The sequence below is a fragment of the Microbacterium sp. MTN4-26 genome (assembly GCF_042846595.1).
Lineage (GTDB): Bacteria > Actinomycetota > Actinomycetes > Actinomycetales > Microbacteriaceae > Microbacterium > Microbacterium luteum.
This window is the reverse complement of the sequence record NZ_BTGO01000005.1, coordinates 39,861-62,146: the sequence shown is the minus strand read 5'-3', so window position 1 is coordinate 62,146 and position 22,286 is coordinate 39,861. Positions and strand designations below refer to the sequence as shown.

Below are 22,286 nucleotides of genomic sequence, written 5' to 3'. Positions count from 1 at the left end.
CCCCTCGAGAGGACCCCCATGACTTCCGCCACACGCGCGTCGCTCGTCGCGATCGTCGTCGCCCTCGCCCTCGGTGGCCTGGTGGCCTGGGCAGGCAGCCAGGGCACCGCGCTCGTCGCCGGCATCCCGCTGTTCGCCCTCGCCGTCGCAGCCGCCTTCGCCGTGCAGGTGATCGTGTGGATCCCGTCGCAGCTGGCCCGCACGGAGAAGTTCTTCGACATCACGGGCAGCCTGACGTTCATCGGCGTCTCGGTGGCCGTGCTGCTGCTCGCGCCGGTCGCGGATGCGCGTGGGTGGGTGCTCGCCGCGATGATCGTGCTGTGGGCGGTGCGCCTCGGTGCCTTCCTGTTCGTGCGAGTGCACCGCAGCGGCGGCGATGACAGGTTCGACGACCTGAAGACGAATCCGGTGCGCTTCCTGCGGGTGTGGGTGCTGCAGGGCGCCTGGGTCTCGCTCACGGCCTCGGCGGCATGGATCGCGATGAGCAGTGAGACCCGCGCTCCGATCGGCTGGCTGGCCGTGGCGGGAATCGCCGTGTGGGTGCTCGGCATGGTCGTCGAGATCACCGCCGATGCTCAGAAGACCGCCTTCAAAGCCGACCCCGCGAACAAGGGGCGGTTCATCCGCAGCGGACTGTGGTCGCGCTCACGTCACCCCAACTACTTCGGCGAGATCGTGATCTGGCTGGGTGTCTTCCTCGTCGCCGCGCCCGTTCTCACGGGATGGCAGTGGGTCGCGCTGATCTCTCCGCTGTTCGTGATCCTGCTCCTCACCCGCGTCAGCGGCATCCCGCTGCTCGAGCAGAAGGCCGACCGCACCTGGGGCGGTGAGGACGACTACGAGGCCTACAAGAAGCGCACGCCGACCCTCATCCCGCGCCTGAGCTCGCCCGCCTGAGACGACACGCCGAACGGGGCTTCCGCAGCGTTACCTTTTCGTTATAGAGTGCTCGCACGGTGATCGTTTTGCTGTGGCGATCACCGGCATGTGATTGCTCTTGGTGCAAAGGGAAAGGGCCGGTCGGAAGCCTCTCCGACCGGCCCTCACTCTCGCCGCCACAGTGCGACGAGAACCGCGGCCGTGATTCACACCCCGCCGCCACCGCCGCCACCGCCACCGCCACCGCCACCGGCTGAACCGCCGCCGCTGGAGCCGCCCGACGTCGACGACGACGATGCGGCCGCCGTCGACAGCGACGCGATGCCGCTGGAGAACGACGAGGAGTCGAACCCGGCGGTGCCGTAGTACCAGTACGGCGCGACACCCGCGCCGTACATGACGGCGAGCTGCTGCGCCCACGCCTTCTCCTGACCGAAGACGACCGCGTACGGAAGCAGCTTCTCGTACAGGCGGATCATCTGCACCCGGTCACCGGGATCGACCGACACCCGCTCCGCGCCCGCGGGCGACTGAAGCATGCGGATGCGGTCGGCTTCGGCCCACTCGATGAACATCTCAAGGCCCTTGAGGTGGTCCCGCACCTCGGCGCCCTCCGCGCTCAGCGGCTTGCGTGCGACCAGGACCATCGTCAGCACCGCCAGCGCGATCGAGGCGAACATCACCAACAGCGGGATGCCCGCATCCACCCCCGACGAGATCGCCACGACGCCGAGCACCACCGTGAGGGCCATGACGCCGAGCGAGACGAGGATCGGCAGCACACGCGCACGCCCAGGGACCGGGCGACGCAGGCCGGTGCGTGTCAGCTCTCGATTCGCGGCCTTGATGATCTTCTGCGCCGCCGTCGAGAAGCGCCGGTCCTGCGAGCCGAACTCGTACTCCGCCCCGGGTGCCCCAGACGACCCGAACAGTCCGTCAAGAAGCATGCGCCCGTCGCCGTCAGCCCGGCTGCGGTCCAGCAGCTGGGCCTTGAGCTTGGTGCCGCCGAAGAACTTCTTGTCACCCTCGACGATCCGGATGCTCCCGACGATCGCCTGTTCGAGAACCTCGGCGGGGATCGCCTTCGTCGTGCGCCCGAGCATCACGGCCGACTCGAGCGCATCCACCTGCCGCGGCGGGGTGAACTCGGCGATGATCGTCGGGCGACCGGGCGCGTCGGCGAGCGAACGTCGACGGTGCACGATCGCGAAGACCACAGCCCCGATCATCCCGAGCCCCGACAGACCCTGTGCCCACCCCCACGGCGAGGCGAGGTAGCTCGTATCGAAGAGCACGAACGTGTCGTCCTCGAACCCGACCGCAATGGTCACCGTCTCGAACCGGTCCAGCGCAACACCGCCGGCCTCGATCACGACGGCTCCATCCTCGCCCTGGTTCGTGCTGATCGGGCAGGCGTCGGCAACGCCGTCGCGACCGAAATAGCACGCCTGTTCGCCCGCGAGGGAATCGGCGAGCTCGGGTTCGACGGTGAGCGTGACCGAGACGTCTCCGAACGGCTGACGCCAGTCGAGGCCGTTGATGTCCCAGTAGAACTCGTCGCCGGTGTCGGGGAAGCGCCACGTGACGTTCTGGAGCTCGTACGTGAACACGTAGGTCTGCTCGCCGTGCACGTAGTCGTCGGCGGCGGAGGTCATGACGAACGATCCGTCCTCCTGCTCAACCTCGACGGCGCGCGCCTGCCCGTCTGCATCGGTGACCGACAGGAGCTCCGGGAAGAGCGGCTGACCGTTGTAGGTGTCGGGGATGATCCGCCGCATGCCACGGTTCTGGTCGGAGTCGGGGAACTCGGCGACGAAGGTCTCCACGACGCGCAGGGTGCTGTGGCCGTCCTCGTCGAGGCCGAGGGTGTAGTCGGCGTGCATGCTCGCGAACGAGAAGTCGTCGACGTCGGCGGCGGCTGCCGGGGCCGAACCGACGGCGACGAAGGCGATCGCGAGCGCCACGGCGGCGACGCCGCTCCGCTTCAGACGCGCGCGAACATGCTGGACCGCCCCCGTGACAGACATGTCTCCAGCCTAGGGGGCACGATTCGGCCTACTCTTTCTCCATGACCGATCGCCGTCTCGCCGTGGAAGCGTGGGAGAGCCTGTTCCGCGCCCAGCACGAGATCCTCGACGAGATCAGCGCCGATTTCCACGACGACGAGCTCGGCCAGGGCGAATACGACGTGCTGCTGACGGTCACGCGCGGGCCCGAGATGACCGCACGCCTGCGTGACATCACCGCCAACATGCTCATCAGCCAGCCGAGCGTGTCGCGCCTGGTCGACCGGATGGTGCAGCGCGGCCTGATCTCGAAATGCCCCGACCCCGACGACGGTCGCGGCTCGCTGGTGCGCGCGACGGAGCGCGGTGCGACCACCTTCCGTCGCGTCGCCTCGCAGCACGCCCGCTCCATCGCGGACCGGATGTCGTGCCTCGACGACGACGAACTCGCGCGCCTCCGCGACATCACCGCCAAGCTGCGAGCTCGCGCCTGACTGCTGCCCTCCAGGAGTGTTCGGTTGCCCCTCGATGTCGTTCGAGAGTGTTCGGTTGCCGCTCATCGTCGGTTTCGGCCCCGGATGCGACATCCCGCGACCGGTGAATGGCGGGATGCGACATCCTGCGCCATATGAATCGGGGGGGGCGCACCGCTCCTCCACAGGGCGGGAGGAGACAGCATCCATCCCCGGATGCCGGGAAGTGGCGGGTGCGGCGCGAGCGGTGACGCGATAGTCGGGTGCATGCCACGGCGACCGGAACCGATCGATCCGCGGCTGGACGTCGCCTTCTCCGTCGCAGAGGCCCGCCGGATGGGCGTGAGCGCACGACGCCTGCGCGGACGGGACCTGGAGATGCCGTTCATCGGCGCTCGAATGCGTGCGACCGGCGCCGTCGACATCGCGTCGGAGACCGCGACGCCCGGCGCTGAGGCCGCGCGACGAAGACGGCAGGACATGGCGAGGAGGGCGGCCGCCTACAACACGGTGATGGCGGACCACGCGTTCTTCAGTCATGGCACGGCGGCCGCGCTGTGGGGGCTGCCCCTTCCGAGCGGCGCTCTCGAGCCGGACGCCCTCGACGTCTCCGTCGCCGCGCCGCACCGCGCGCCGCGCGCGGCAGGGGTCCGCGGTCACCAGCTGGCGGCTCACCTCGTCTCGGTCCGGATCCGCGACGGGATGCGCATCGCGTCGCCCGCGGCGACCTGGGCGCAGCTCGGCGGCATCCTTTCGCTCGACGACCTCGTCGCCGCCGGAGATGCACTCCTGCATAGACCTCGCACCGAGGATGGGCATCGCACCGGACCGGAGACCGCTCTCGCGACGTTCGCTCAGCTCGAGGCCTCGATCGAAGCCGGTCGCCGGATCGGCGCATCCGCACTCCGCCAGGCACTGCCGCTCGTGCGCGAAGGGGTGGCGAGCCCCACCGAGACGGCGCTTCGCCTCGGGCTGTGGCGCGCGGGGCTCCCCGATCCGGTCCTCGATCACGATGTGCGAGACGATCGCGGACACCTCGTCGGGTGCACGGAGTTCGCCTATCCGACCTTCGGCCTCCTGATCGAGTGCGAGGGCGACCACCATCGCACCAACCGCCGCCAGTGGAATCGCGACATCGAGAAGTACGGGCGATATCAGGATCTGGGATGGACCGTGCTGCGGTTCTCAGCGATCCACCTCGCCCCGAGTGTCAGCCCCGCCGTGACCCGCATCCGCCACCATCTCGCACAGCGCGGCTGGGCATGCGATCCGTCCGCGTGACCTCGCGCGGACGTGGTTTTCGGTTGTCATTGGATGCCGATTTCCGGAGCGGATGCGACATGTGGTGACACGTGAACCGGAGGATATGGCATCCCGTGACAGGTGAACCGGAGGAGGCGGCATCCGGTGACAGGTGAACCGACGGATGCGGCATCCGGCGGGTCAGCACTCGATGACGTTCACCGCGAGACCGCCCTCGCTGGTCTCCTTGTACTTGTGGGACATGTCGATGCCGGTCTGACGCATCGTCTCGACGACCGCATCGAGCGACACGAAGTGCGAACCGTCCCCGCGCAGGGCCAGCCGCGCCGCGGTGACGGCGGTGGATGCGGCAATCGCGTTGCGCTCGATGCAGGGGATCTGCACGAGCCCACCGACGGGATCGCACGTCAGGCCGAGGTGGTGTTCCATCGCGATCTCCGCGGCGTTCTCGATCTGGCGGTTCGTGCCGCCCATCACCGCCGTCAGTCCGCCGGCCGCCATCGCGCACGCCGACCCGACCTCGGCCTGACAGCCGCCTTCGGCACCCGAGATCGACGCGTTCGCCTTGAAGAGCGACCCGAGAGCGGTCGCCGTGAGAAGGAAGCGGCGGATGCCACGGCGGCGGTTCGCGTCCGCGACGGCGTCGTCGTCCCCCGCGTCGGCGACATCGCCCGCGGTGCCGAACCCCAAGAGGGCACTGCCGACCAGTTCCCCGTGGGGCGTGACGGCGTTTCCGGCGCCGAGTCCCGAGTCGGCCAGGAAACGCCACCAGTACATCGCGACCGCCGGCAGGATTCCGGCCGCACCGTTCGTCGGCGCGGTGACGACCCGGCCTCCGGCGGCGTTCTCCTCGTTCACGGCCAGGGCGAACGCGCCGAGCCACTCTCCCGGCAACTCGCGACCACCGGCCGCAGTGGTGTCCTCGAGCTGTGCTCGGATCACGCTCGCGCGCCGCTTCACCTTCAGCATGCCCGGCAGCACGCCGTCGGCGTGCAGACCCGCCGTGACACAGTCGGCCATCGCATCCCAGATGCGATCGAGGCCGGCCGCGACCTCGGCCTCCGAGCGCAGCGCCGTCTCGTTCATGCGCGCAGCCTCGGCGATCGTCAGGTGGCGCTCGTCGCAGATCGCGAGGAGCTCCTCCGCCGAATCGAAGCGGATCGGTGACGGAGTCGCTTCGATCCTCGGAGCCTCGCCGTCGCGCCGGATGAAACCGCCGCCCACGGAGTAATAGGTCTCCTCAGCCAGCACGCCGCCCTCGTCGTCGCGCGCGACGAGCGTCATCGCGTTCGGATGCTCCGGGAGGCGCGTCCGAGGTTCGAAGCTCACGTCCGCCTTGGCGAAGGGCACCGGTCTCATGCCGCCGAGGAGCATCCGGTCCCCGTCCGCCAGGTTCGACCAGGCCCCGCGGATCGCTCCCGGATCGGCCGTCTCGGGATCGAGCCCGGAAAGCCCGGCCACCACCGCATCCGGAGTGCCGTGGCCGATTCCTGTCGCCCCGAGGGACCCGTAGAGCGCGCACGTAACCCCCGTGACCCGGTCGAGAAGCTTGCTCTCGCGCAGGCGGACGGCGAACTCACGCCCGGCGCGCATCGGGCCGACGGTGTGGGAGCTCGAGGGTCCTATTCCGATGGAGAACAGCTCGAACGCCGAGACATAGGCGCTCATCGCTCCAGGCTACGCCCCACGGACTGCTCCGCGCCGAGACAGAGCGACAGCCCCGGCTCGTGGAGTCGGGGCTGTCGCCGGAGGGAGGTCTACTGTTCGACGGGCGTCGGTCCGTCCGCGGATGCCGCGGAGTGGGACTCATGCGCCTGCAGCACCGAGCGCTGGGCCTCGGTCGCGACCTCGATCTTGCGCGGCTTCGCCTTCTCGCTGACCGGGATCGTCACCGACAGCACGCCGTTGCCGTAGCTCGCCGAGATGCGTTCGGTGTCGATGCCCTGTCCGAGGTTCAGCTGCCGCACGAAGCTCGCCGCCTCGCGCTCCCGTGTGATCCACTTGACGCCGTCGCCCGACGCGAGGGTCCGCTCGGCGCGAATCGTCAGCAGCTGGCCGTCGACGTCGATGTCGACCGAGCCCGGGTCGATGCCGGGGAGGTCGGCGTTCAGGACGTAGTGGTCGCCATCGCGATAGAGGTCCATCGGCATGCGGCGGGGTCCACGTCGCGCGTCGAGGAGGCTCGACGCCATGCGGTCCAGCTCACGGAACGGGTCGTAGGTTCCCATTTCTGCTCCTTCGTAGCGGGTCGGATGCGGCCATCCGACAGTGTCTTGTCCAAGTTGAGTCACATTGACTCAAGTAAGCCCAGATTAGCACTCTCCTCCTGCGAGTGCCAGATCTTTCGATCGCCCTGGGCGAACGGAACGACAAGCATGCCGAAAGGGTCGGGATCAGCCGGCAGCGCCGACCTCGGGACGCCATCGCGCCCGTGTGCCATACGGGCCGACCGCCGCCGGAAACGCGAAAATCCCCCGCCCGATGGGCGAGGGATTCCTCACTGTCTCAACACAGTGCGCGCCTCGAGGGACTCGAACCCCCAACCTTCTGATCCGTAGTCAGATGCTCTATCCATTGAGCTAGAGGCGCAGGACCTCCGCGCGAAACGGCGCGAAGGCCGAGGTTCAGACTACCTCACGATTCGGTCGGTGGCGAATCGATGGCGGCGGCGACGTCTTCCGGTTCGTCCACCGCTCCGACCGTGACGTCGCCGATACGACGGCGGTGGGCTGCCAGGCGCGGCAGATCGACGAGACGCAGAGCCTGCATGCGTGCGGCCCGCATCTGCCCGTAGTCGGGTTCGAGGTCGGGACGTGCTCCCTCGACGACCAGCCGCCGCTGCAGATTCGACTCGACGTCGCCCCAGGCGGCCTGGCGTGCACCGGCGACGAGTTCAGCGACGGCCTCGGCGTCGTCGGCCCGCTCGCGCAGCACCTTCGCGACGCCGGTGTACTGCCGCTGTCGACGTCGAAGGTTGCGGGTGTCCCGATCGCGGTAGTCGTGCGTGCCGTCGGGATCGGAGTACTTCCCCCACGCCTTCTTGCGCTGCTTGCGGGTGAGGTCGGCCGCGGCCTCCTGCTCGGCGGCGAGCGCCAGAAGCGTCTCCCTGGCGAAAGGGGCGACCCGTTCGGGATCGAAGGGCTCGTTGCGCGCGATCGTGTCGACGAGGATGCGGTTGCGCACCGCGAGCCGTGCCGCGGCGTCGGCGATCGAGACACCTTCCGCGATCGCGTCTGCGTTGCGCCCCATCCGCACACCTCCCGTCCACACGAGATCGTATCGTCCGCACCTGAGCCGGATCTGGCATGCGCCGTGTGCGATACCCGTCGCCCGAAGCCCGCGCAAGCCCATCCCCAAGCCCGCACGCGCGCAATAGCGTCTCAACCGGGCCCAGACAGGGACCCGGTTGCCTTTCGAGAAGAGGAGTGACTCATGGGATTCATGGATGACGCGAAGGATGCCGCGGAGACCGCCGGTCGCAAGGCCGGCGAAGCGTGGGAAGACACCCGGGACCGCATCGACGACAAGCTCGACGAGATGCGCGCGGAATCCGACGTCAAGAAGGCCGAAGCAGAGCGCGACTCGGTGAAGGCGAAGAACGAGGCCAACGAGAAGATGCGCGGCGACAGCTGACCCGCTCGCTCCGGGCCCGCGCGACGCAGCGGACCCGGGAGTTTCCGCGGACATCGGCACCCGCGGGCAATCCGAAAATGCCGATACTGCGAATCACCTGTGCGACACCCCGTTGCACAGATTCAGGAGGTTACACATGTCATCGTCACCGAACCGCCTCGTCGCCTCGATCTTCGGCGCGGTCTACATCGTCGTAGGTCTGCTCGGTTTCCTCGTCACCGGCGGCGTCGGATTCATCGCGACCGAGGGTGGGCTGCTCCTCGGCATCTTCGAGGTGAACCCGCTGCACAACATCGTCCACGTCGCGGTGGGAGCCGTTCTCCTCATCGGCGGCCTGTCGTCCGTGGCCGCGGCCAAGGGCATCAACATCGCCGTGGGAGCTGTCTACCTCCTGCTCGGCGTCGTCGGGTTCTTCCTGGTGGGAACCGCGGCGAACATCCTCGCCCTCAACACGTTCGACCACTTCCTGCACCTGGCGAGCGCCATCGTGCTGCTCGGCGTCGGCCTTGCCGCGGACCGGAGCACGTCTGCTCGCGGCCGCCTCGCCTGAGCCGGACAGATGTCGAGCTCGCACGACGCTCGTCGGCGCACCCCCGCGATCGCGTGGACCGTCACGGTTCCCGCGATCGCGGCGTGGGGCGCCGGCCTCATCCAACTCGCCCTCGCGGCGGGCGCGATCACGGCCGACGACTCGTCGCTCGCATCGCGAGCCATCGGCGTCGCCCTGCTCCCTCTCGGCGCGGCGGCGATGGTGTGGGGCGCCGTCGTCCTCGCGCGTGGCGTCCTGCCGCTTCCTCGCGTCACGATCGCCGCATCGATCGGCGCCATCCTGGCGATCGCCGGCGCCCTGATCGTCGACGCGGCGCACACGAGCGCGTTCGCCGCCGCCGCCGCCGTCGCGCTCATCATCGTGGTCGCCGCCTCGAGCGCCCGCGCCCTGCGGCGCACCGGCCGGCGCCCGAGCGGGAGCACGGGTGGCGCCGTCATCGGCCTCGTCGCGGGGGCCATCGTGGTGTCGGCCCTCGTCACCCCCGCGCTGTCATCCGTCGAGGCGACACGCCTCGCCGATACTCCCGGCGGCTATCAGCCGGCGACGCACGACCACCACTGACGATCGAACGCCGCGGTCAGGCGAACGCAGCGGTCAGGCGATCGCCGCGATCCGCCACGATGCCGTCGACTCCTGCCCCGGCTCGATCACGATGAGTCCCGCGTCGTAGTCGTAGCTGTCGGCATTGTAGGCATCGGGCGCACACGTCATCGGCTCGACCGCGAGCCCGAGCCTGCTCTCGTCGGGGTCGGGCCGATCGGCCGTGTGAACCTGCACCCACGGACATGACGCATCCCACTGCATGAGCACGCCCGAGCCGTCCTCTGCGGTCAGCGTCACGGTCGCGTGACCGTCGCCGTCGCGCACGAGGTCCGTGTAGGCGTGATCGATCTCGACGGCGCCGATGCGCCGTGCCGCGCGGAAGTCGAACCGCGCCGGATCGTCGGCGTCGACGGGGCGGAGGGTCGTGGGGATGAGCCGCTCCGGCGTGACGGCCAGCACCTGGTCGGCGGGCAGCGTCAGAGTCCACTGATCGACCCGGCCCTCACCCGCCACGAGATAGGGGTGCGGGCCCGTTCCCCACGGTGCCGGCGCATCCGATTCGTTGTGCACCGTGACCGACTGGGTCAGCCCATCCGCCCCGAGGGCGAACGACGCGCGCACCAGCAGACGCCACGGATAGGCCGTCTGCGGCGGGATGACCGCCTCGAGCACGACGTGATCGGCGCCCGCGTCGACGGCGTCGAAGTCGAGCCACGTGGCCAGCCCGTGCAACGCGTGTGCGCGTGCCGGCTCGGTCAGGGCGAGCTGGAATTCCCGGCCGCCGAACGAGTACGCACCGTCGACGACGCGATTCGGCCACGGCGCCAAGGTCGCGCCGCGATGCGCCGGGCGCACTTCGTCGGCACCGAACGGCACGACCAGGTCTCGGCCCGCGAAGGTCAGCGAGCGCAGGGTCGCGCCGACGCTCGCGATGACGGCTTCGTACTCACCCGCCCGGATGGTGTGCTGGATGCCGGACGCGGGGATTCGTGCCATGGTTCTAGAGTCCTTGTGCGAGTCGGTAGTACGCCTGGTTCCACCGCAGCTCCTGCTGGAAGCCGCGCACCGTGGTCTGCTCGTCGATGACGGCGAGCTCGGTGCGCGCGATCTCCGCGAAGTCGCGGAACACGTCGAGGCTGACGGCGGTCGTCATCACAGTATGGTGCGCCGCGCCGGCCGCGAGCCAGCAGGCCGCCGACGTCGCGAAGTCCGGCGCCGGCTTCCACACCGCGCGTCCGACCGGGAGCTTCGGCAGATCGGGCGCGTCGACGTTCTCGACCACGTTCGCCACGAGGCGGAACCGGTCGCGCATGTCGCTCATCGCCACCACCAGGGCGGGCCCGGGGTCCGCGGTGAAGACGAGCCGTACCGGGTCGTCCTTGCCGCCGATCCCGAGCGGATGCACCTCGAGGCGCGGACGCTGCGTTGACAGCGACGGCGACACCTCGAGCATGTGGGCGCCGAGGATCTTCTCATCACCCGGCACGAGGTCGTACGTGTAGTCCTCCATGAGGGAAGCCCCGCCGGGGAGCCCCGCACCCATGACGTTCGCGATGCGCACGAGCACGGCGGTCTTCCAATCGCCCTCTGCGCCGAACCCGTAGCCGTCGGCCATGAGGCGCTGGACGGCGAGTCCCGGCAGCTGGGTGAGGGCCCCGAGGTCTTCGAAGCTCGTCGTGAACGCGCCGAATCCGCCCTCTTCGAGGAACGAGCGCAGGCCGATCTCGATGGCGGCGCCGTCTCGCAGCGCCGCGTGGCGCGCGCCACCCGGCAGCAACTCAGGCTGCACGTCGTAGAGGTCGGCGTATTCCTGCACCAGGGCGTCGATGGCGTGCGGCTCAGCCTGCGTTACGGCACGGGCGAGGTCGTTCACGCCCCACGTGTTGACCTGCGCGCCGAACCGCAGCTCGGCTTCGGTCTTGTCGCCTTCGGTCACCGCCACGTAGCGCATGTTGTCGCCGAAGCGGGCGAGCTTGAGGGTGCGGGATGCCGCCCACCCGGCGCACGCGCGCTGCCAGTCCTCGACCTGCTGCAGCACGTCGGGATTCGAGACGTGACCGACGACGGTCTTGCGCGCGACGCCCAGGCGGGTCTGGATGTAGCCGAACTCGCGGTCGCCGTGCGCGGCCTGGTTGAGGTTCATGAAGTCGAAGTCGATGTCTGCCCACGGCAGCTCGACGTTCGCCTGCGTGTGCAGGTGCAGCAGCGGCTTCTGGAGGGCGTCGAGGCCGGCGATCCACATCTTCGCCGGACTGAAGGTGTGCATCCACGCCATCACGCCGATCACGTCGTCGCGGGCGTTCACCTCGAGGGCGAGACGGCGGATGCTTTCGGCGTCTTTCAGCACCGGCTTCCACACGACGGTCACGGGCAGGCGGGACAGGCCCGCGACGACCGCCTGCGACTGCTCGGCGACCTGGCGCAGGGTCTCGTCGCCGTAGAGGTTCTGGCTGCCGGTGACGAACCAGACCTCGTATCCGTCGAGCGTGGTCGCGAGTGCGTTGCGAGTCATGGGTGTCCTTCTGTCACAGGGCGGAGACGGCGGCGGCCTCGACGGCCAGGCCGGCGGCGTAGCGGTCGAGGTAGGCGGCGAAGCCGGCGACGTCGTCGGGGTGCGGATGCGCCGTGTCGGCCTCGACACCGGCGAAGACCTCGTCGTGGAGATACGTCGACAGATCGCGATCGCCGCCGTGCACGCGGTAGGCGGCGAGCACGGCCATGCCCCACGCGCCGCCCTCGGCCGCCGTCTCGCCGACGGCGACGGGAGCGTCGAGGGCCGCCGCGAGGAAGCGCTGAGCGACCCCGGCGGTGCGGAACATGCCGCCGTGCGCGAGCATCCGGTCGATCGCGACGCCCTCGCCGGCGAGCACGCGCATGCCGAGGGCGAGGGTGCCGAAGACGCCGTAGAGCTGGGCGCGCATGACGTTCGCGAGGCTGAAGGAGCTGTCGGGGGTTCGCACGAACAGCGGGCGTCCCGCGTCGAGTCCGGCGATGGGCTCCCCCGCGAGGTGGTTGTAGGCGAGCAGGCCACCGGCATCCGGAGCGCCGGACAGCGCTTCGCGGAACAGCACGTCGAACACCGCGTCGGAGGCGAGCGGCGATCCCGCCGCGGCGGCGAAGCGCTCGAACATGCCGGCCCACGCCGCGAGCTCGCTCGCCCCGTTGTTGCAGTGCACCATCGCGACCGGGTCGCCGGCGGGGGTGGTCACGAGGTCGAGTTCGTGATGCGCCTCGGCGAGCGGATGCTCCAGCACGACCATCGCGAAGATGCTCGTGCCCGCGCTGACGTTGCCGGTGCGCGGCGCGACCGCGCCGGTGGCGACCATGCCCGTTCCGGCATCTCCCTCGGGCGGGCACATCGGAATGCCGGCGGGGATGGCACCATCGAGGTCGAGGAGCGATGCGCCTTCGGCGGTGAGCCGGCCCGCGTCGGCGCCGGCGGCGAGGGGCTCGGGCAGCAGGGCGAGCAGATCCACCTCGGGCGCCAGCTCGGCGTACCGCGCGACGAGATCGGCGTCGTAGGCGACACCGCCCGCGCCGATCGGGAACATGCCCGAGGCATCGCCGACGCCCAGCACGTGCCGTCCCGTGAGCCGGCGGTGCACGTATCCGGCGAGGGTCGTGACGGCGGCGATGTGCGGAACGTGCGCCTCCCCATCGCGCAGAGCCTGGTGGAGGTGGGCGATCGACCAGCGCAGCGGGATGTTCACCCCGAACGCCTCGGAGAGCTCGGCCGCCGCCGCTCCCGTGTTCGTGTTGCGCCATGTGCGGAACGGAGCGAGCAGCCGGTCGTCGGCGTCGAACGCGAGGTATCCGTGCATCATCGCCGAGATCCCGAGCCCGATGATCTCGGGGGCCTCGCCGTCGCCCGAACGCGCTTCCCGGAGCAGCTCTGCGACTGCCGCACGCACTCCGTGCCACACCTCGTCGAGGTCGTAGGTCCACAGGTCGTTCTCGAGGCGGTTCTCCCACGCGAAGGATCCGGTCGCGATCACCGCGGTCGGATCCGTCGCCTCGACGAGACACGCCTTGATACGCGTCGAGCCGAGTTCGATGCCCAGTACACCCTTCATCGCGCGTCCTCTCCCCGGTCGTGCGCATCGGCGGAGTCGCGCCGTTCGTCCGAGGTCTGCCCGTACACGTTCTGGTAGCGGGAGTAGAGCGCGTCGATCTTCTCCGGCGGGATCGGGATGAGCGGCCCCGCCTGTCGGGCCAGGTGCACGGTGCGCGCGGCGTCTTCGCACATCACGGCGGCCTTGACCGCATCCTTCGCGCTGACCCCGATCGTGAAGGGCCCGTGGTTCTGCATGAGCACGGCTCGGGATCGGTGACCGCGCAGGGTCTCGACGATGCCGCGGCCGATCGAGTCGTCGCCGATGACCGCGAACGGTCCGATCGGGATGGGGCCGCCGAACTCGTCGGCCATCCCGGTGATGACGCACGGGATCTCCTCGCCGCGCGCGGCCCACGCGACCGCGTAGGTGGAGTGGGTGTGCACGACGCCGCCGACCTCGGGCATGTTCCGGTAGACGTAGGCATGCGCCGCGGTGTCGCTCGACGGACTGCGCTCGCTCCCGGGAGTGCCCGGAACGACCGCCCCGTCGAGGTCGCACAGGATCATGTTCTCCGGCGCGAGATCGTCGTAAGAGACCCCCGAGGGCTTGATGACGAACAGGTCGGCTCCGGGCACGCGCCCGGACACGTTTCCTCCGGTCCAGACGACCAGGCCGTAGCGGACGAGTTCGCCGTGCAGGCGGGCGACGTCCGCGCGCACGGCGTCGATGGATGCGCTGATCTCGGCGCTGAAATCGGTCACGGGTCCTCCGTCGGGTCTCGTGCGGCTGGTCGACGTGCACCGACCGTGCGCAATGTTACCGGTAACAATTCTCCGGCGCCAGTCGTATGTCAGGGAAGCAAGATCTCGCGCGGTGCCGCCGCGGACGCCCGCGGCACGACGATGGGCGGCGCCGAAGGCAGGACGGGTGCGCCGAGCACCGCCGCCACGACACGTCGGGCTTCTCCCGCGAGGTCGATGCGCACCGTGGTGAGCGGCGGTCGGTAGAAAGCCGCGTCGGGATTGTCGTCGAAGCCGATCACGCTCACCTCTCCCGGAATGTCGAGTCCCGCTTCTCGGAGGCCGGCGATCAGACCCAGCGCCATCTGGTCGTTGGCGGCGACGACCGCCGACGGGCCGTCGGCGCGGGTGATCGCCGCGGCGATGTCGGGGGCGAGCGCCGCCGCGGAGACCGCGGTCCAGTCGCCCGTCCACATCGGCCCCGTCGTCCCGCGCGCGGCGAGCGCTTCGCGGACACCGTCGATGCGGGCGCGCGCTTCGAGCCAGTCGGCGGGGCCGGCGAGGTGGGCGATGCGACGATGCCCGAGCTCCCACAGGTGCGCGACGGCGAGCGCTGCACCCTCGCGCTGCCGCTGGTATCCCTCGCCGGCGTGCAGCGCCTCGACGGGCACGTCGGCATGAGCGGCGACCACCGCGTCGAGCGAGCGCTCGTGCGGGGCGAGCACGATGATCCCGTCCACCCCCTGGGCGCGCAGCCGGCCCGCGGCCTCGACGACCGACGCCGTGTCCTCGGCGTCGGCGTAGGCCGTCGCGATCCACCGGTCGGCGGCTCGGGCGGCCGTCTCCAGCGCCGCGATCCCCACCGCGGGACCGTACAGGGTCGCGTCGGAGGCGATCACGCCGAGGGTGCGGGTCGTTCGCGTGCCGAGCGTGCGCGCGGCGTTGTTCACCCGGTAGTCGAGCTCGGCCATGGCGGCGAGCACGCGCTCTCGCGTCTCGGGGCGGATGTGCGGATGGTCGTTGATCACGCGCGAGACGGTCTGCGTCGACACACCCGCCCGCTCGGCGACCTGCCGCACGCCCGCACGCGCGGTATCGGTGCGTCCGGAGCGGGACGAGTCGGTCATGACCCCTCACAGTAGTGGCGGCTCGCCGCGCGCGACGGAGCGTCGCTCACGTGAAGGCGAGCACCTCGTCGCCCCAGCCGGCGCGAAGCGTGGCGTCGAGGTCGTCGACCACCCGGTCGACCCCGTCGATCACGAGGGTCGCGCGACGCTGCTCGTCGAAGGCCGGCCACGCGGTCGCGTCGGCGGCATCGGGGGCGCCGCCGTGCGCGAACGCCGCCCAGCGACGCATCACCCGGTGCGAGATGCGCTGCGCCGCGTGCCGGCCGCCGAGGCGGAAGACCGGTCCCTTCGTCGGCCCGTCGACGGCACCCCACACATAGGGCAGCTCGCTGCCGTGGGTGGCACCGAGGCCGATGAGCCGCAGGAACGGCGTGGCGTGGTCGAAGCGGTACAGGTATGTCGGGGCGATGCGGGAATGACCCTCCACCGTCCACAGCGTGGGCATGCGGAAGCCGACGTCCCGCGCGATCCCGAGGCCCATGGCCCGATGCCGCGTGTCTTCGTAGGCGGTGCGCACCTGTTCCATCTCGGGGAGGGTGAGAAGAGGATCCTCCACCTTGAGGTCGGCGAACATCCGATCGATCTGATCATCGGTGATCGGCAGGAGCGGCGACTTCATGAAGCGGAAGAACGACGCCTCGTCCTTGTTCGTGCCGATCAGGAGCGGGATCGGAAGGGCCCGCCCCTCCGAGAGCACGGTGATCGGCGACTCCGGCACCAGGTCGCCGTCGATGATCGGCGAGAACGCGATGGTGCCCGGGTCGGCTGCCGGGATCTCCGCGAACACGCGCGTGGCGGCATCCACGATGCGCTCGGCCGGCACCCGTCGCAGCTTCGCGGGGTCGCGCTCGCCGAGGATCGTGAGGAAGCGGTCGGCGACGCGCTCGGAGCGCTCACGCCCGTACACGCTCGAGACCGGCGACGACTCCGCGATGACACGGTGCACCAGCCCTTCGGCGCGAGGCACAGCGAGCAGCGTCGTGACCAGGCCCCCTCCCGCGGATTCGCCGAACACCGTCACGCGAGACGGGTCGCCCCCGAACGCCGCGATGTTCGTCTGCACCCACGTGAGGGCGGCCAGCACGTCCTTGAGGGCGAGATTGCCGTCGAAGACGTGCTCGCCGTCGCTGAATCCGGAAAGGTCGAGGAAGCCGAGTCCGCCGATGCGGTAGTTGATGGTGACGACGACGACATCGCCGGTGCGCACCAGGCGGGCAGCGTCGTAGAGGGGCTGGCTGCCCGCGCCGAACGTGTAGGCGCCGCCGTGCACCCACACCATCACCGGCCGCGTCCGCGGGTCGGCGCCGTCGGGCACCCACACGTTGAGGAACAGGCAGTCCTCGTCCATCACCGGGTCGGGGCCGAGATCCATAGCCCTGTTCACCTGCTGCGGCGCGACGGCCCCGAACGCCGAGGCTGCGGTCACACCTGTCGGCACCGCGGCGGGCCGCGGGTCGCGCCACCGGGCTTCGCCCGTCGGCGGCGCGGCGTAGCGGATGCCGGCGAACAGGCGCACGCCGTCACGCTCGACGCCGGCGAAGGCCCCAGCGGCGCACGACACGATCGGCGCGTCCGGCATCGGCTCCCCCGCGTCGTCCATGCTTCCTCCGTCCCCGGCGCCCGGGCGCGCGAGCCTCCATTGTGACGGCTCGGGCACCGCTCCCGCCATCCGGGCAACCGACTGTTCACCCCCGCGCTCTGCCCAGGGCGTGCCCAGGCGTTCCGGCTACAGTGTCGTGGTCATCCCGTTGTGTAACTACCTGGCGGCCCGCGGTCGGCCAAGGCGGCACGAGTCGTCGCAGACCGCGGCGCACATCCACGGCATCCGGCCGTGGCAGGAACACAGGAAAGATGTATACGAGCGCCACCCCCAAGACGCCGGCACCGTCGCCGGCGTCACTTCTCCGACAGACCGGCGCGGGCTACTTCCCGATCGCCCTCATTGCCCGCCTCCCGTTCGCGATGATGGTGGTCGGCGTGCTGACCCTCGTCGTCGCCGCCCGGGACTCGATCGCCCTCGGCGGGGCGACCTCGGCCCTGACGGGCCTCGGCACCGCCCTCATCGGCCCCCTGCTCGGGGCCGCCGCCGACAAATGGGGTCAGCGGCCGGTGGTGCTGATCGCCGGCCTCGTCAACAGCGGACTCCTCGCGCTGATCGCGTGGCTGGCCTTCTCCCCCGCACCGACCTCGACGCTGCTCGTGATCGCCTTCCTCATCGGGGCGTCCACGCCGCAGGTCGCGCCCCTCTCACGCAGCCGGCTGGTCGGCATCATCACGCGCGTGTACCCGCGCCCGCGGGCGGCTCGCGTGCTCAACGGCACGATGGCCTACGAGTCGGCCGCCGACGAGATGGCGTTCGTGTTCGGACCGGTGGTCGTCGGGCTGCTGGCCGCGACCGCGGGACCGACGGCACCGGTGGTGGGCGCCGCCGTGCTCGCGGTCGTGTTCGTCACCGCCTTCGCGCTGCACCCGACCGCGACAGTGCGCGCGGCCGACGCAGCACCCGCCCCGCGGGCACCGGTGCGCGAACTCTTCCGATTCGAGGTGCTGGTGCCGGTGGCCGGCACGCTCGGCATGGGCCTGTTCTTCGGCAGCGCGCTCACTGCGCTCACCGCCTTCATGGCTGAGCGCGGGGCGCCGGAGCAGGCCGGCCTCGTCTACGGCGCCATGGGGCTCGGCTCGGCCGCGCTGGCGCTCGCGGTGGCCCTCTTCCCCGCCCGCTTCACCCTCGCCGCCCGGTGGACGACGTTCGGTGCCGTGCTCGCGGCGGGCGCCATCGCGCTCGGTCTCGTCACATCGGTCGCCGGCATGCTCGTCACGCTGCTGGTCGTCGGCATCGGGATCGGGCCGACCCTCGTGACGATGTACACCCTCGCCGCCGGCCGCGCACCGGCCGGACGCTCGGCCACGGTGATGACCATGCTGGGTTCCGGTGTGATCGTCGGCCAGTCGGCAGCATCCGCACTCGTCGGCGCACTGGCGGAATCGACCGGCGCGGGTACCGCCCTGTGGGCGCCGCTCGCGGCCGCCGCACTCGTGCTCGGCGCGGGCGTCGCGAACGCGCTGCACACGCGCGGGCGCTGACCGCCGACGACGCTGGTCGGGCCCGGGGTCAGAGATCAGCCGGGCCGATGTCTCCTTCGCCCTCCTCGCCGAGTTCGGCGACGACCGGGTCCTCCCCCTGCGAGTCGGGCTGCCCGGCACGGCCGGGAAGGTCGTCGACGGGGATCTGATCGATGTCGCCCGGGATCTGATCGGGGTCGTCCCCCGTCGCCGCAGGCGAGGGGTCGAGCACGTCCGGGTCGCCCTCGTCGCGGCGTTGCGTCATCTCCCATTCCGCCTGCGCCGGGTCTGCCGCAGGGTCCTGCTCGATGGTCGTATCGCGTCCCGCGACGGGCTGCGCTCCGACGGTCGCTTCCTCGTCGCGCTCTTCCGGGATGTCATTCGCGGTGCTCATGCCGCCTCCTTCTCGTCGTCTCCACGTTCCCTCGGCTGCCCCGCTCGCTTCACCCCCTTGCCGTCCGGGCGCGCATCCGTTAGGCGTTGTCAACCCCCTGGGTCAGGCCCGCCGCGCGGCGCACAGTAACCAGACCGGACGAGATCCGGCACGGAGGGGGACACACCATGACACCGAAGACGGATCAGCTGCCGGCTCACGACGACGATGTGATCGCTTCGCTGCGCGCCCTTCCGCCCCGCGCACCAGTCGAGCCCGCCCCGGCGCGCGAGAGGGTGCAGTGGATGCTGGTGGATCTCGACCGGTACGTGGTCTCGGTCGATGGACGGACCGTGGGCTTCATCGACGTCGTCGGCGCCGTCTTCGTGGCGCTCGGCGGCGCACGGTACGACCAGGCGGTGGAGATCGTGCAGACGCTGAGGTTCGAGCACGCCGTGGACACCCTCGCGAAGACAGAGCCCGCGTAGCACTGTGCTCCGGTCGCTTCAACCCCCTCGGGCCGGTTCCGGGCGACGCCTAGCGTCGTGAACCCGACGACGAAAGGACTCTCATGGCTCAGATCACCGAGAACATCGACGTGGACGTGCCGGTCACGGTCGCGTACAACCAGTGGACCCAGTTCGAGAGCTTCCCGAAGTTCCTCGACGAAGTCGTGGAGATCACGCAGACCGGCGACACGCACACCCACTGGAAGGTGAAGGTGGGCGGAGCCGAGCGCGAGTTCGACGCGGAGATCACCGAGCAGCATCCCGACGAGCGCGTCGCGTGGAACAGCACGGGCGGCGACACGGAGCACGCCGGGGTGGTGACCTTCCACAAGCTCAGCGACACCACGACCCGCGTCACCGTTCAGCTCGATTGGGAGCCGCAGGGCGCGCTCGAGAAGATCGGCGACCTGGTCGGCGCGGGCGGCCACGCGGTCAAGAAGGACCTGAAGAACTTCAAGGAGTTCATCGAGGCTCAGGGCGCCGAGACGGGCGCGTGGCGCGGCGACGTCCCGCGCTGATTCACGGCTTCGGCGCCGGTGCGGCGATGCTCGCGAGGGATGCGGGTCGCAGCACCGGCGCCTCGTCGTCTCCCAGCACGGTGAACAGCGTGTGGGTGCACGCGCGGCAGCGCACGATCGCAGCCTCGTCGTCGAGTTCGACGACGGCCTCGGCGAGCGCTCCGCTCGCTCCGCACGCGCCGCACACGACGATGAGAGTCGTGACCTCCACGGCGAAGAGGGCACCGAGGCGGCCCGCGAGCACGTTGCCGTCGACGGGCGTGACCGGGTCTACCGGTCCTGCGGGATGATGTGCGCTCATCAGCTCAGCTCCCTCCGAATCGTTCGGTCCGCACGCGCCCCGGGTCGTGTCCTGAGACGACCAGCGCATCGGCGACGGCCTCGACGAAGCCCGTCGGACCGCACACGAAGATCAGCGGGTTCATCGACGGCGACCACACCGCGTCGGCCAGGAGGTCGGCGTCGACGCGGCCCGTCCGGCCGTTCCAGCCGTCCGGCGCCGTACGCGTGTACACCCAGCTGGTCGTGACCCCTCGATCCTCGAAAGTCGAGATCTCCTCGGCGTAGAGCGCGTCTCCGGCGGAACGCACCGAATAGAGCAGCCGCATCGGTGAGACCGAAGCGGATGCGGCGATGCGGGCGCGAGCGATCGCGACCAGCGGCACGACGCCCGATCCGCCGGCGATCAGCTGCACCGGCGACGGGTCGTCGGTGCGCCAGACGAAGTACGCCCCGAGCGGACCCTTCACCTCAAGTTCGTCTCCGGCGCGCACCTCGCGGACCAGATACGGCGAGACCTCGCCGTCCGGGATCTCGTCGACCGCGAGCTCGACCCTCGCCCCGGCACCCGAGGAGGCGAGGGAGTACGACCTCTCCGCCTGGTAGCCGTCCTCGGCGGTGAGCCGCACATCCAGGTGCTGACCCGGGAGATTCCCCGGCCATCCCGGAACGTCGAGCATCAGCACCCGGGCGTGCGGCGTGGTCGGCGTCACCGACACCACGCGCGCCGGGAGCCATGCGGAAACGGTCACCAGTAGCGTTCCTCGCGCCACGGATCCCCGTGCATGTTGTAGCCGTTCTGCTCCCAGAAGCCCGGTTCGTCGCGCTTGTGCATGACGATCCCGCGAACCCACTTCGCCGACTTCCAGAAGTAGAGGTGGGGGACCAGAAGGCGCGCTGGGCCGCCGTGCTCCGGCGTCAGCGGCGCCCCGTCGAACTCGAAGGCGATCCACGCCTTGCCGCCCAGCAGGTCGGCCATCGGCACGTTGGTGGTGTATCCGCCGTAGGAGTGGATCATGGCGTAGGCGTGGTCGGTGTCGACGTCGGCGAAGACCGCATCGAGCGAGACACCCCGCCAGTTCGTGCCGAGCTTGGACCATCGGGTGACGCAGTGGATGTCGGTCTCGATGGTCTCGACGCCGAGCGCGAGGAACTCCTCCCACGTCCACTGCGTGACCATGTCCTTCTCGGTGCGCACCGAGAACCGCCACTCGTCGGTACTCACCTTCGGCGTGGGCCCCGCGGACAGCACGGGGAAGTCCTCGGTGAGGTATTGACCGGGCGGGAGGCGCGGGTCGGCCTCGCGCCGACGGGAGCCGAACCCGCGGGAGATGATCGCCATCGCCGAGCCTTTCTGCAGAGGTGTCGGGCGGATGTGATCAGGGTAGGGCGCGGCGCCGCCGCGCACCACACCGCGACCGCTCGGCGCGGCGGGTCATCGCCGGGCACGCGCGTCAGAGGCCGAGGATCTCCTTCAGCCGACGCGCGTTGCGCACCGCATGCCCCTCGCCGTCGTTGTTGAAGTACGCAACGAGCGAATGCCCGCCATCACGCCACTCCGTGATCCGCGCAGCCCACCAGCGCAGGTCGTCGTCGCTGTAGCTCCCGGCGTAGAGGTGCTCGGTGTCCGGTCCGTGCAGCCTCACGTAAACGGTCTCCGCGGTGGCGCGCAGCACACACGGCAGGTGCGCGCCGCTCATCACGCAGGAGGCCGCGCCGTGCGATTCGAGCAGGCGGTACACCGCCTCGTCATCCCACGACCGATGCCTCAGCTCGACGGCGACGGGGACTCCACGCGGCATCGCCTCGAGCGCACGGGCCAGGCGCTCGTCGTCGCGCTCGAAGTCCGGTGGCAGCTGGAACAGGAGGAAGCCGGCCGCGTCACCGAGAGCGTCGAGCCCGTCGCCGATCCGACGACCCCATTCGTCGGGGTCGCGCAGCTTGCGGGCGTGAGTCAGACCCCGAGGCGCCTTGACCGCCATGAGGAACCCGGGCGGTACCCGCTCGCGCCAACCCTCGAACACGGAAGCACGCGGCCACCGGTAGAAGCTGCCGTTGAGCTCGACGGTGTCGAACTCGGCCACGTACGCCTCGAGCCGCTTCGAGGAGGCGCCGGGCGGATACAGCACGCCCTTCCAATGGTCGTAGCTCCATCCCGATGTCCCGATCCTCACCTCGCCGGGTGTCATGCGTCTCATCCTGGCCCTTATACGTCGAACCGGTCGTGGCGGTCAATCCCCTTCGCCGAACGGCCCAACGCTTCTTACGTTCTCCC

At 70.2% G+C, this 22,286-nt stretch carries 24 protein-coding genes and 1 tRNA gene; 9 read left to right on the top strand and 16 right to left on the bottom strand.

Going from position 1 to position 22,286, the window contains the following annotated elements; genetic code table 11:
- Nucleotides 1-18 precede the first annotated feature (18 nt).
- Nucleotides 19-897, top strand: a complete 879-nt coding sequence (locus ACGG9C_RS05555; RefSeq protein WP_194384628.1) for a DUF1295 domain-containing protein — start codon at nucleotides 19-21, stop codon at nucleotides 895-897.
- 188 nt (nucleotides 898-1,085) lie between these two features.
- On the opposite strand, the gene ACGG9C_RS05550 is transcribed toward ACGG9C_RS05555, so the two are convergent.
- The gene (locus ACGG9C_RS05550; RefSeq protein ID WP_390178380.1) at nucleotides 1,086-2,906 is read right to left on the bottom strand and encodes a DUF2207 domain-containing protein; all 1,821 of its coding nucleotides are present in this window, start codon (nucleotides 2,904-2,906) and stop codon (nucleotides 1,086-1,088) included.
- A 41-nt stretch (nucleotides 2,907-2,947) separates the two neighbouring features.
- Here ACGG9C_RS05550 and ACGG9C_RS05545 point away from each other — a divergent pair, with 41 nt between their 5' ends.
- Together ACGG9C_RS05545 and ACGG9C_RS05540 are read left to right on the top strand one after the other, a co-directional pair.
- A complete protein-coding gene (locus ACGG9C_RS05545) occupies nucleotides 2,948-3,379 on the top strand; it encodes a MarR family winged helix-turn-helix transcriptional regulator (RefSeq protein ID WP_071043982.1) in 432 nt (143 codons plus the stop codon).
- Nucleotides 3,380-3,625: 246 nt separating this feature from the next.
- Complete coding sequence (locus ACGG9C_RS05540; protein WP_194384626.1) at nucleotides 3,626-4,639, top strand: hypothetical protein; 1,014 nt, start codon at nucleotides 3,626-3,628, stop codon at nucleotides 4,637-4,639.
- 162 nt (nucleotides 4,640-4,801) lie between these two features.
- Here ACGG9C_RS05540 and ACGG9C_RS05535 read toward each other — a convergent pair whose 3' ends face one another.
- The 4 genes from ACGG9C_RS05535 to ACGG9C_RS05520 all read right to left on the bottom strand — a co-directional run bounded on the left by ACGG9C_RS05535 (nucleotide 4,802) and on the right by ACGG9C_RS05520 (nucleotide 7,870).
- On the bottom strand, nucleotides 4,802-6,289 hold the full coding sequence (locus ACGG9C_RS05535) for an L-serine ammonia-lyase, iron-sulfur-dependent, subunit alpha (RefSeq protein WP_071043984.1): 1,488 nt from the start codon (nucleotides 6,287-6,289) through the stop codon (nucleotides 4,802-4,804).
- 89 nt (nucleotides 6,290-6,378) lie between these two features.
- Nucleotides 6,379-6,849 carry an Hsp20/alpha crystallin family protein gene (locus ACGG9C_RS05530; RefSeq protein WP_071043985.1) on the bottom strand — a complete coding sequence of 157 codons (471 nt, stop codon included), beginning with the start codon at nucleotides 6,847-6,849 and terminating at the stop codon, nucleotides 6,379-6,381.
- Between the two features lie 288 nt (nucleotides 6,850-7,137).
- Nucleotides 7,138-7,210, bottom strand: a tRNA-Arg gene (locus ACGG9C_RS05525).
- A gap of 45 nt (nucleotides 7,211-7,255) precedes the next feature.
- Nucleotides 7,256-7,870: an asparagine synthase gene (locus ACGG9C_RS05520; protein WP_228480936.1), complete on the bottom strand. Its 615-nt coding sequence runs from the start codon at nucleotides 7,868-7,870 to the stop codon at nucleotides 7,256-7,258.
- A gap of 183 nt (nucleotides 7,871-8,053) precedes the next feature.
- Between ACGG9C_RS05520 and ACGG9C_RS05515 the strand changes: the two genes are divergently transcribed.
- The 3 genes from ACGG9C_RS05515 (at nucleotide 8,054) to ACGG9C_RS05505 (ending at nucleotide 9,365) form a co-directional block, all read left to right on the top strand.
- Nucleotides 8,054-8,254, top strand: a complete 201-nt coding sequence (locus tag ACGG9C_RS05515) for a hypothetical protein (protein WP_071043987.1) — start codon at nucleotides 8,054-8,056, stop codon at nucleotides 8,252-8,254.
- 136 nt (nucleotides 8,255-8,390) lie between these two features.
- Nucleotides 8,391-8,804: a DUF4383 domain-containing protein gene (locus tag ACGG9C_RS05510; protein WP_071043988.1), complete on the top strand. Its 414-nt coding sequence runs from the start codon at nucleotides 8,391-8,393 to the stop codon at nucleotides 8,802-8,804.
- A gap of 9 nt (nucleotides 8,805-8,813) precedes the next feature.
- Nucleotides 8,814-9,365, top strand: coding sequence for a hypothetical protein (locus ACGG9C_RS05505; protein ID WP_071043989.1), 552 nt, complete (start codon nucleotides 8,814-8,816; stop codon nucleotides 9,363-9,365).
- A 33-nt stretch (nucleotides 9,366-9,398) separates the two neighbouring features.
- Here the strand turns inward: ACGG9C_RS05505 and ACGG9C_RS05500 are convergent, their stop codons facing one another.
- The 6 genes from ACGG9C_RS05500 to ACGG9C_RS05475 form a co-directional block, all read right to left on the bottom strand.
- On the bottom strand, nucleotides 9,399-10,343 hold the full coding sequence (locus ACGG9C_RS05500; protein WP_194384625.1) for an aldose 1-epimerase family protein: 945 nt from the start codon (nucleotides 10,341-10,343) through the stop codon (nucleotides 9,399-9,401).
- A gap of 4 nt (nucleotides 10,344-10,347) precedes the next feature.
- Entirely contained in the window at nucleotides 10,348-11,859 is a 1,512-nt protein-coding gene (gene araA / locus ACGG9C_RS05495; protein WP_194384624.1) for an L-arabinose isomerase, read from the bottom strand.
- 13 nt (nucleotides 11,860-11,872) lie between these two features.
- Nucleotides 11,873-13,420 carry a xylulokinase gene (locus tag ACGG9C_RS05490; RefSeq protein ID WP_194384623.1) on the bottom strand — a complete coding sequence of 516 codons (1,548 nt, stop codon included), beginning with the start codon at nucleotides 13,418-13,420 and terminating at the stop codon, nucleotides 11,873-11,875.
- Nucleotides 13,417-14,163: an L-ribulose-5-phosphate 4-epimerase gene (locus ACGG9C_RS05485; RefSeq protein ID WP_194384622.1), complete on the bottom strand. Its 747-nt coding sequence runs from the start codon at nucleotides 14,161-14,163 to the stop codon at nucleotides 13,417-13,419. The genes ACGG9C_RS05490 and ACGG9C_RS05485 overlap by 4 nt, the downstream gene beginning before the upstream one ends.
- An 89-nt stretch (nucleotides 14,164-14,252) precedes the next feature.
- Nucleotides 14,253-15,269: a LacI family DNA-binding transcriptional regulator gene (locus ACGG9C_RS05480; protein ID WP_194384621.1), complete on the bottom strand. Its 1,017-nt coding sequence runs from the start codon at nucleotides 15,267-15,269 to the stop codon at nucleotides 14,253-14,255.
- Nucleotides 15,270-15,315: 46 nt separating this feature from the next.
- The gene (locus ACGG9C_RS05475; RefSeq protein ID WP_228480935.1) at nucleotides 15,316-16,869 is read right to left on the bottom strand and encodes a carboxylesterase/lipase family protein; all 1,554 of its coding nucleotides are present in this window, start codon (nucleotides 16,867-16,869) and stop codon (nucleotides 15,316-15,318) included.
- 251 nt (nucleotides 16,870-17,120) lie between these two features.
- Between ACGG9C_RS05475 and ACGG9C_RS05470 the strand changes: the two genes are divergently transcribed.
- The gene (locus tag ACGG9C_RS05470) at nucleotides 17,121-18,353 is read left to right on the top strand and encodes an MFS transporter (RefSeq protein WP_194384620.1); all 1,233 of its coding nucleotides are present in this window, start codon (nucleotides 17,121-17,123) and stop codon (nucleotides 18,351-18,353) included.
- 28 nt (nucleotides 18,354-18,381) lie between these two features.
- Here ACGG9C_RS05470 and ACGG9C_RS05465 read toward each other — a convergent pair whose 3' ends face one another.
- Nucleotides 18,382-18,726, bottom strand: coding sequence for a sugar ABC transporter ATPase (locus ACGG9C_RS05465; RefSeq protein WP_071043997.1), 345 nt, complete (start codon nucleotides 18,724-18,726; stop codon nucleotides 18,382-18,384).
- A gap of 167 nt (nucleotides 18,727-18,893) precedes the next feature.
- Between ACGG9C_RS05465 and ACGG9C_RS05460 the strand changes: the two genes are divergently transcribed.
- Together ACGG9C_RS05460 and ACGG9C_RS05455 are read left to right on the top strand one after the other, a co-directional pair.
- Entirely contained in the window at nucleotides 18,894-19,193 is a 300-nt protein-coding gene (locus ACGG9C_RS05460; RefSeq protein WP_194384619.1) for a hypothetical protein, read from the top strand.
- Nucleotides 19,194-19,276: 83 nt separating this feature from the next.
- Complete coding sequence (locus ACGG9C_RS05455) at nucleotides 19,277-19,732, top strand: SRPBCC family protein (protein ID WP_071043999.1); 456 nt, start codon at nucleotides 19,277-19,279, stop codon at nucleotides 19,730-19,732.
- A 1-nt stretch (nucleotide 19,733) separates the two neighbouring features.
- On the opposite strand, the gene ACGG9C_RS05450 is transcribed toward ACGG9C_RS05455, so the two are convergent.
- The 4 genes from ACGG9C_RS05450 to ACGG9C_RS05435 all read right to left on the bottom strand — a co-directional run bounded on the left by ACGG9C_RS05450 (nucleotide 19,734) and on the right by ACGG9C_RS05435 (nucleotide 22,200).
- Complete coding sequence (locus tag ACGG9C_RS05450) at nucleotides 19,734-20,033, bottom strand: DUF6510 family protein (RefSeq protein WP_194384618.1); 300 nt, start codon at nucleotides 20,031-20,033, stop codon at nucleotides 19,734-19,736.
- Nucleotides 20,034-20,037: 4 nt separating this feature from the next.
- Nucleotides 20,038-20,763, bottom strand: coding sequence for an FAD-binding oxidoreductase (locus ACGG9C_RS05445; RefSeq protein WP_194384617.1), 726 nt, complete (start codon nucleotides 20,761-20,763; stop codon nucleotides 20,038-20,040).
- Complete coding sequence (locus ACGG9C_RS05440; protein WP_194384616.1) at nucleotides 20,760-21,353, bottom strand: sulfite oxidase-like oxidoreductase; 594 nt, start codon at nucleotides 21,351-21,353, stop codon at nucleotides 20,760-20,762. The genes ACGG9C_RS05445 and ACGG9C_RS05440 overlap by 4 nt, the downstream gene beginning before the upstream one ends.
- A 112-nt stretch (nucleotides 21,354-21,465) precedes the next feature.
- On the bottom strand, nucleotides 21,466-22,200 hold the full coding sequence (locus ACGG9C_RS05435; RefSeq protein WP_194384615.1) for a DUF72 domain-containing protein: 735 nt from the start codon (nucleotides 22,198-22,200) through the stop codon (nucleotides 21,466-21,468).
- Between the last annotated feature and the right edge of the window lie 86 nt (nucleotides 22,201-22,286).

Coding starts and splice junctions, on each gene's coding strand:
- ACGG9C_RS05555 (WP_194384628.1), top strand. CDS start 19: ATGACTTCCGCCACACGCGCGTCGCTCGTCGCGATCGTCGTCGCCCTC.
- ACGG9C_RS05550 (WP_390178380.1), bottom strand. CDS start 2,906: ATGTCTGTCACGGGGGCGGTCCAGCATGTTCGCGCGCGTCTGAAGCGG.
- ACGG9C_RS05545 (WP_071043982.1), top strand. CDS start 2,948: ATGACCGATCGCCGTCTCGCCGTGGAAGCGTGGGAGAGCCTGTTCCGC.
- ACGG9C_RS05540 (WP_194384626.1), top strand. CDS start 3,626: ATGCCACGGCGACCGGAACCGATCGATCCGCGGCTGGACGTCGCCTTC.
- ACGG9C_RS05535 (WP_071043984.1), bottom strand. CDS start 6,289: ATGAGCGCCTATGTCTCGGCGTTCGAGCTGTTCTCCATCGGAATAGGA.
- ACGG9C_RS05530 (WP_071043985.1), bottom strand. CDS start 6,849: ATGGGAACCTACGACCCGTTCCGTGAGCTGGACCGCATGGCGTCGAGC.
- ACGG9C_RS05520 (WP_228480936.1), bottom strand. CDS start 7,870: ATGGGGCGCAACGCAGACGCGATCGCGGAAGGTGTCTCGATCGCCGAC.
- ACGG9C_RS05515 (WP_071043987.1), top strand. CDS start 8,054: ATGGGATTCATGGATGACGCGAAGGATGCCGCGGAGACCGCCGGTCGC.
- ACGG9C_RS05510 (WP_071043988.1), top strand. CDS start 8,391: ATGTCATCGTCACCGAACCGCCTCGTCGCCTCGATCTTCGGCGCGGTC.
- ACGG9C_RS05505 (WP_071043989.1), top strand. CDS start 8,814: ATGTCGAGCTCGCACGACGCTCGTCGGCGCACCCCCGCGATCGCGTGG.
- ACGG9C_RS05500 (WP_194384625.1), bottom strand. CDS start 10,343: ATGGCACGAATCCCCGCGTCCGGCATCCAGCACACCATCCGGGCGGGT.
- araA (WP_194384624.1), bottom strand. CDS start 11,859: ATGACTCGCAACGCACTCGCGACCACGCTCGACGGATACGAGGTCTGG.
- ACGG9C_RS05490 (WP_194384623.1), bottom strand. CDS start 13,420: ATGAAGGGTGTACTGGGCATCGAACTCGGCTCGACGCGTATCAAGGCG.
- ACGG9C_RS05480 (WP_194384621.1), bottom strand. CDS start 15,269: ATGACCGACTCGTCCCGCTCCGGACGCACCGATACCGCGCGTGCGGGC.
- ACGG9C_RS05475 (WP_228480935.1), bottom strand. CDS start 16,869: ATGGACGACGCGGGGGAGCCGATGCCGGACGCGCCGATCGTGTCGTGC.
- ACGG9C_RS05470 (WP_194384620.1), top strand. CDS start 17,121: ATGTATACGAGCGCCACCCCCAAGACGCCGGCACCGTCGCCGGCGTCA.
- ACGG9C_RS05465 (WP_071043997.1), bottom strand. CDS start 18,726: ATGAGCACCGCGAATGACATCCCGGAAGAGCGCGACGAGGAAGCGACC.
- ACGG9C_RS05460 (WP_194384619.1), top strand. CDS start 18,894: ATGACACCGAAGACGGATCAGCTGCCGGCTCACGACGACGATGTGATC.
- ACGG9C_RS05455 (WP_071043999.1), top strand. CDS start 19,277: ATGGCTCAGATCACCGAGAACATCGACGTGGACGTGCCGGTCACGGTC.
- ACGG9C_RS05450 (WP_194384618.1), bottom strand. CDS start 20,033: ATGAGCGCACATCATCCCGCAGGACCGGTAGACCCGGTCACGCCCGTC.
- ACGG9C_RS05440 (WP_194384616.1), bottom strand. CDS start 21,353: ATGGCGATCATCTCCCGCGGGTTCGGCTCCCGTCGGCGCGAGGCCGAC.
- ACGG9C_RS05435 (WP_194384615.1), bottom strand. CDS start 22,200: ATGACACCCGGCGAGGTGAGGATCGGGACATCGGGATGGAGCTACGAC.